This window comes from Synergistaceae bacterium, from assembly GCA_031267575.1.
In the GTDB taxonomy this organism is placed as follows: domain Bacteria; phylum Synergistota; class Synergistia; order Synergistales; family Aminobacteriaceae; genus JAIRYN01.
This window is the reverse complement of the sequence record JAIRYN010000012.1, coordinates 1-6,614: the sequence shown is the minus strand read 5'-3', so window position 1 is coordinate 6,614 and position 6,614 is coordinate 1. Positions and strand designations below refer to the sequence as shown.

The 6,614-nt window shown below is 52.5% G+C and carries 8 protein-coding genes; all 8 read right to left on the bottom strand.

Annotated elements, in window-relative coordinates:
* Positions 1–26: 26 nt before the first annotated feature.
* Positions 27–719, bottom strand: coding sequence for a hypothetical protein (locus tag LBJ36_01755; GenBank protein ID MDR1377767.1), 693 nt, complete (start codon positions 717–719; stop codon positions 27–29).
* Positions 720–734: 15 nt separating this feature from the next.
* A complete protein-coding gene (locus LBJ36_01750) occupies positions 735–1,139 on the bottom strand; it encodes a hypothetical protein (protein ID MDR1377766.1) in 405 nt (134 codons plus the stop codon).
* Between the two features lie 13 nt (positions 1,140–1,152).
* Positions 1,153–2,139, bottom strand: a complete 987-nt coding sequence (locus LBJ36_01745) for a hypothetical protein (GenBank protein MDR1377765.1) — start codon at positions 2,137–2,139, stop codon at positions 1,153–1,155.
* Between the two features lie 29 nt (positions 2,140–2,168).
* Positions 2,169–2,921 carry a hypothetical protein gene (locus tag LBJ36_01740; protein MDR1377764.1) on the bottom strand — a complete coding sequence of 251 codons (753 nt, stop codon included), beginning with the start codon at positions 2,919–2,921 and terminating at the stop codon, positions 2,169–2,171.
* A 14-nt stretch (positions 2,922–2,935) separates the two neighbouring features.
* On the bottom strand, positions 2,936–4,666 hold the full coding sequence (locus LBJ36_01735; GenBank protein MDR1377763.1) for a head-tail connector protein: 1,731 nt from the start codon (positions 4,664–4,666) through the stop codon (positions 2,936–2,938).
* A gap of 45 nt (positions 4,667–4,711) precedes the next feature.
* Entirely contained in the window at positions 4,712–4,876 is a 165-nt protein-coding gene (locus LBJ36_01730; protein MDR1377762.1) for a hypothetical protein, read from the bottom strand.
* Positions 4,877–4,936: 60 nt separating this feature from the next.
* The gene (locus tag LBJ36_01725; protein MDR1377761.1) at positions 4,937–6,289 is read right to left on the bottom strand and encodes a terminase family protein; all 1,353 of its coding nucleotides are present in this window, start codon (positions 6,287–6,289) and stop codon (positions 4,937–4,939) included.
* The coding region (locus tag LBJ36_01720) for a hypothetical protein (GenBank protein ID MDR1377760.1) at positions 6,225–6,614 on the bottom strand (390 nt) is incomplete at its 5' end. The genes LBJ36_01720 and LBJ36_01725, both read right to left, overlap by 65 nt.

Below are 6,614 nucleotides of genomic sequence, written 5' to 3'. Positions count from 1 at the left end.
CTTGTTTGACCTTCTTCCTTTATTCTTTATTGAGATTCATTGCCCGATCTTGGACTCGGACTCGATACGATGGTGGACGCGGGGTAATACCGTGTGGTTGAAGATGTTACGCCCCTTCCGTAGTTATCCATGGAAATATCCGCGTCGATGACTTTTTGTCGGTGCGCCTCGGAAATAGCCAGGTTGTATTGGCTCATCAAGTATTCTGCAAGCTCGCCGGTCCCCGTCACGGCTACGGCTATCTCACCCGCCAGACGGGCGCAAAAGGCGTCCTGAAATAGGGGTGGCCAACTGTTTGTTCCCTCGGTGGTCGGTACGCTTCGGATGTATCGAAGTGTTCCGTCGTTGCGGTCACAGAGGAGCACGTTTCCAACCTGCTCGTAGGGTGACGTGGCTTTATGCCCCAACATGACCCGGAGAGGCATGAGGCAGTCTGTCGGAAGATTGTAGCCGTGTTTCCATCCCCGCAGAACCGCCGCTGTGGTGAGCGTACTAATGGCTACGGCTTTCATAGCGAATACCCAAGGGTACGTGTGAAAGAGGCTATCCCGGACGGCAGCGAAATGCCGGCAGCAGGTCACGGCCTCTTCCTGTGCCCCGGAGGAAATCAGGCTCGAATAGTTTAAGCTTTCCAGCGCCGCCGTCTCGCCAGTGGTCAACTCCAGCCTTTTCCCCCGCACCAGCCCAATAGCCCGCTCGCATAGCGTAAAAACGGACATAGCGGCACGATCTCTTTACGAATTCGTCTGGGGATCCAGAACAAACCCCGCCGTAATGACTGAGCAGGCCAATTGGATATCTGTCTCCAGGACCAAACGCACGAAGCGCAGGGAATACATCGGGGCCAGAGCTATCACGTTTTTTCCTTTGGCAAAGTTCTCTTTCTTTAGAGGAGGCAAAGAAAGAGGGACGAGGACTGAGGGACTGAACATTTCGTTTTCGGAAAACTCCAAAGAAAGCTTCATCTTTGGCTCTCCGGTGGCGGTCATGTCCTCGCCACAGGTTACGACCACGTAACTGTTTCTGCCCTTTCCCAGCTGATTCGGAGCGCCTAAATCTAACGTATTGCCCACCGCTCCGCCATTAAAGGCCATCAGTTCTCCCTTATTGATGAACTTCAAGTTCTGATCGAAAATCAATGAAATTACCTCCTCACGCAACCCGCTTTTCAGGGTTGAGCATAAAGTCGTTTTTACGAATGGGAACTCCAGAGAAGGTGACGATCCGAGTATCGCTCGTGATTCCCTCTTTATAGCTAACCACCGCATTCTCCTTGTCGAAGGCGGCGATTTCCATGATATTGGCCAAATCCGGTGACATGTACATAACGACGCGGCCCTGGGAGACGTGGAAAATGCGGTTCTTGGTGGTAATGAGGTCTCGGAACAGCTTTTGCCGCGCTGTGGCATCGGTGGCTATGGCGTCCATATCGATGTTGCACAGCCTGGATATGAACCGATGATCTCTGATTTTCAGCCCAAAATACTGCGAGTAATCCGTGACGTGAGCATAGAAATAATCTCCGTTTACATCCGGAATAAGCTGATCGGTCATTGTTTTGATTGCGAGACCCGCGGGCGCATTCTTCGGACAAATCCCCGTTACTTCTTGTCCATCCCATTTAACGAAGAAAACCGACGTGAGGTTGCTTCCCGTGCCGCCGAAGTCGATAATCTGTCGTCCTTTTTCCCTGTCGCCCAGCTTGTTATAGCGAGGCGCAATCCCCATTACTCCGTCGGGGTCATTTCCGTAAAAGATTTCATGAACGACGTCTTCGCCCATGATGGCGATATGGGGTTTTGCTTCAAGAGCGAGGAACCTGGCCGGTTCCGGGGCAAGTTGTAGTTCTCTCATATCCACGGCGCTGCGACTTGCGATTTGGATGCAGGTGTCGATTTGAGGTTCCTTTTTGCTGACCGAAGATTTTATTCCCTGATTAATGCTGACTTTATGCGCCATAGGCATGGCCGTTCTCTTATAATGAATATCCCCTGTGAGCAAGTTTCCGTGCGCCCAGGGAACATCTGTCAGCGCCTCGTTTTCCTGTACCAACATTTCCGCAACGTCGATGATTCCTCCATCAACTTGTGCGACGCTGCCACGAAGGTCTAGCAACGTCATAAGTTCTAATAAAGCCATTGATAATCAGTCCTTCCGTCTCATCTTTATTAAAGTTTCAAAGATTTTCGGTACATGGCTAAAAGACCGTCGCCGGGTGAGGGTGCTGCTGTGCCTGTCGCTCCGCGTGTCGAATCCTCTCCTACCAATTTCCCCGCTTTGTAGAACATTCTTAGAATCTCAGGATGGGCGTTTAGCCGGTATTCGGCGAGGAGCTGGGCGGCCTCTGGTGTAGCTAAGTAATCGCAGCCACGAGCAATGACGGCTTTCGAGGCTTCCCATTTCTGCCCGCCGTATTCAGAGTCTGCTTTCGCGGCTGTTTGCCAACCCTTAATTTCCTCGTTCCACTTTGCCAGGTCTGCTTGCATTTGAGCATCATTTGCCGCTCCAAAGGATTCAAGCATTTTCTTTTGCTGGTCCACATAGAGATTGACCAATTTCTGGGTCAAATCCTTGCGGGAAATTGAAGTATCGTTGACGATATCTAAGAAACTTTTCCCCGAATCCTCGTCGTAAGTCGTCCCCTCCGGTAGCGTGATATCTTCTCGTGTCAGGGGTTTAGCTTCCGTCTCCGGTTCCGTCTTCTTTTCGTCTTGTTTTTCCTGTTCCCCCTCTTTGGGTTCGCCTTTCGGTGGTGTGGCTCTCTCTCCGTCGTCTCCGCCGTCGATGCCCTCCAGCAAAAGTGAACCGGCGGATTTCGGGGTTGTCTGCCCATGTTCTCCGGATGTTGTCTGCGTTGTCTGACCGCCTTCAGGCTGAATTGCGCCTGCCGGTTGGGTTGTGCTCATATCTTCAGTGCTCATGCAATCATGCCTCCTTAGTTGGGTAATGCCCCTGCTGCCATGCCCTGCAGCACATCCAACGCGTTGGTTTGCCCGCCATTCATTGGGGTTTGTCCAAGATCTTTAGCGGTTTTCGCCAACTGCGGAGCTTCCTGGACTGCGGCCGCTTCAGTCTGAGCTGCCTGTTGTTGCTGCTCTGCCTCTTGTTTCTTCACCCGAAGGGCGTTCACTTTGTCTTTGCCAAGGATCGCGCCCGCCGGGACTCCGTGCATGTCAGAGACGAGGCCGAGAATCGTATCGAAGTCGAAGTTATCGAGTATGCTCGGTCTTTCTCCTACCGTCATCTGAAGTTCTGCTATTCGCTGGCCAACTCCGAGGAGTGTGTCCAATCCAAGCTGAGACGTTCGTTTTTGGGTTTTTGCCAGTACCGAGGTATATTCGATCCTATATGGCTGATCGTCCAACTCCTCTGGAGGTTCCGGTAGCAGTTTGCGCCGTTCCATTATCGCGTAAATGCGCAGAACCAGAGGATCTAAGAAATCGTACATCAATCGTGTAAGAATGGGCTCCAGAGCATAGACCTTTTCCTCTTCTCTGGCCTGAATCTCTGTGGCCGTGCGGCCTTGTCTCAGGTCAGCACTCCACATTCGAAATAAATCAATATAGAACGCTTTTTCCAGACAGATTCTCAATGCCTCGATCTTCTCTGCGGCGGCCTTGTGATCGAAGTTTACCTGGAACAAAGGGGTGATCACCGGGGCACCGTCTGGACCGGGAGTGTAAAACGTCACTCCGCCGGCTCGCATGTCGATACTACCATTTGCCAGCGTATTGGGTAATAAAAGCGCGGGTGATACTTTAAGCTCAATCGCCGTTCGTTCGTCCGTCTCAATATCCTGAATGGTTTTCGCGTCGTCCAGTGCCAAAGCTCCAGGGTTTTCCGAGCCATACAGATCTTCACCCACAAGTCTCCATCTGGGGACCATCACGGGAAACTCATGGTATCCCGTGATTCTCAGAAACTCCGGTTCGCGGGTCCCTGGTAACCAGTAGAGGGAGCGGTATCTCATTTCCCTTTGTCCCTCCGCGTCGGGCACGTATTCAGTATTTTCCTCGATCAGGTGATGAACCTCATAACTTTCGTTCGATATATGCTCGAATGTCTCTGCCATATGGAGCTTTCGGCGCATCTCCATGGGTAGTTTTTCCTCGCCGAACTCGATGGCCAGTTCTTCGAGCGTGTACTTCAGGGTATGACAGAACCGATTCACCTTTTTCATTCGATCATGCTCGATGGCGTATTGGCCGACGGTATAGGCCCGACATCTGAACACTTCTTCGTCGTCTTCCTCGACGAGGAGACACCCTGTGCCAAAAATCCCAACTTCCTTGAACGTCGAAAAGGCTTCGTCGTACAAATTGCTGCGGATCATGACCGCCAGCATTTCCTCCGTAGCGTCCGAGAGGTAGGCTTTCACGGCCTCGCTTTCGCCCAGTTGAGGCTCAAACACCGTCAGTGTGAACCACGCGATGGACGCGCTCATTACCCCGCTTCCCAATCCGGCGGCGAACTCGTCCGCAATGCTTCGCGGAATGCTGTTTTTTCTAATTTCGTCGCGCTTTTCCTCGTCCGTGATGCTGAAGCGCCCGCGGTTGGGAGCGAATTGCAATGCCTGCTCTCGCCATCGCGGTTCTTGTTTGTTGCGTTCGCACATCATGTTGAGGAAGCGCTTTTCTACTGCCTTCTTTAAAATTCTTTCGTCCACTCTCCCAGCCTCCCTGGTGTAGAGACAAACACATGGTGGGTATCGCTACACCGTCGTTCCTCCGCCTAGCATGTTGTTCATTTCTGGTTTAGGCGCTGCCTGCATCGCTCCTCCTTTGTGCGCGTCCGATCGGGCTAGGGCTTGTCGCCGTCTTCGTATCTCTGCGGCACGGGAGGCCGCCTTATTTGCTTCCGGTTCTACGGATTGCATGGTCGGAGGCAATGCGGGGGTTTCTACCTTGGGTACACTTACGCTTGTGCACATATTTCATCACCTGCCTCTGTTTCTGGATGCGCTTCTATTCCTGATAATCTCGACTCCTCCCATTGCCCCGTTCATTCCATTTCTAGCCGCCGGGCCCAGGATCGGCGCGGCGAAGGTAAGGGCTAGAGCGTCGGCCGCGTCGGGGCTGTCTCCCATACGTTCTTTGTACTTGTCTTTCGGTTCCAATATCATGCGCCCGCGGGTGTCGAAGTTGTACGTCCGCGCGGTGAGTTCTCCTTTCAGTGCGGGATCGTCGGGTATACTGCCATTTTCCATGAGCCACTTCTTGATCTTGTCGTACATCTCAGTGACTCTGTTTGCGTATCTCGCGTGATCGATGGCGCGGCTACCGAACGGGATCTCCATGACGGTGAAGCCTCGTTTTCGAAGGATATCGATGACTCCTTCTCCTCGCCCCGCGTCCACAAACACGGCGTGAGGGGTATATTCCAGAATGATTTGCCCTATTTGGTCGGCAGCTTCAACGTTGTTCAGGCCGTGCCATCTCCAGGGCTTGAAGGCGACCAATCCCTTTCTGAGCATGGCCACGGTGTCGTCGTCTCCAAAACGCGCCACGTCCACACCCAATACAACCTCCGCTCCTTCGATATCCCCGGGCAAATAATGCTTGGCTAGGGATTTGGCGATGAGGTCGATGGTGATCAGGATATCGTTGGCGCTGGCGGTGAAGTCACACAGCATTTCCTGTCGATAGGCCGCGTCTCCCATGGTTTCCTGTAGCGTCTCAAGATCTTCGGCGGTGAATATCCCCGTTTCGTCCGCCCGGTACATCCCGACATACCAACCTTTGGTTCTTCGGGCCAGCTCATAGATCTCGTAGAAAGCGTTTTGGCCTTTCGGCGTACCAATGAAGAGCGCCCATCCTCTCCGATCAGAGAGAGCAGGGAGTATAACCTCTTCCCAAAGTTCGCGTTTCATCTGGGCGTATTCGTCTAGGATTACGCCGTCCCAATACATTCCCCGTATGCTATCGGGGTTGTCCGCTCCGTGAATGCACAGTACGGCTCCAGGTAGGTGCGGATAGTTCGAGAGTAGTTCGATCTTCAATTCCGACTCGTTGATTTTCCGATACTCGGCCAGAGGCGCAGTGTACTGCTTCATGTAGTTCCATGCGATGCTTTTCGCTTGTGCACGATAGGGCGCGATGTAGGCGTATCGGGGCATTTGCAGCTTATTTTCTATTGCGCGCATCAGCATATGATTCAAGGCCCCAACCGTTTTCCCGAAGCGGCGGTGGGCGACGAGGACAGCGAAACGATGTTCCCTTAGTTCTCTATGGATCTTGGTCTTCCACGCGTTCCGAGGATGGTACGGCATTAGGATGTCCAGGGTCTTCATCTTTATTGATTTCTTCTCCCTCCTTTCCTTCTTTTCCCTCTTCATCATCCTGGAAGATCAAATTCAAGGCTATGGGTTGGCCGCCAGCTCCAGATATTTCCACTGATTGTTTGGAAAGTCCCGCGATGTCTGAGAGTAGGCGGAGAGCGCCGAGTTTGTCGCTCATCTCGACTTTTATGCCTTCTTTTTTGGAGAATTGGATGCTTTTTACTGCTGATCGTTCTTCGGGGGTCCACTCGGATGTCGGTTTGATGTAGATTAGGGGTTCTCCGAAGTCTAGCAGGTATTGGCCGTCTACGCAGTTCTCCATCTGAGTCAGGGCTTC

Excerpts from the sequence above, each read along its gene's own strand:
- LBJ36_01755 (MDR1377767.1), bottom strand. The coding sequence starts at position 719 with ATGTCCGTTTTTACGCTATGCGAGCGGGCTATTGGGCTGGTGCGGGGG.
- LBJ36_01725 (MDR1377761.1), bottom strand. The coding sequence starts at position 6,289 with ATGAAGACCCTGGACATCCTAATGCCGTACCATCCTCGGAACGCGTGG.
- LBJ36_01745 (MDR1377765.1), bottom strand. The coding sequence starts at position 2,139 with ATGGCTTTATTAGAACTTATGACGTTGCTAGACCTTCGTGGCAGCGTC.
- LBJ36_01730 (MDR1377762.1), bottom strand. The coding sequence starts at position 4,876 with ATGCAATCCGTAGAACCGGAAGCAAATAAGGCGGCCTCCCGTGCCGCA.
- LBJ36_01740 (MDR1377764.1), bottom strand. The coding sequence starts at position 2,921 with ATGAGCACTGAAGATATGAGCACAACCCAACCGGCAGGCGCAATTCAG.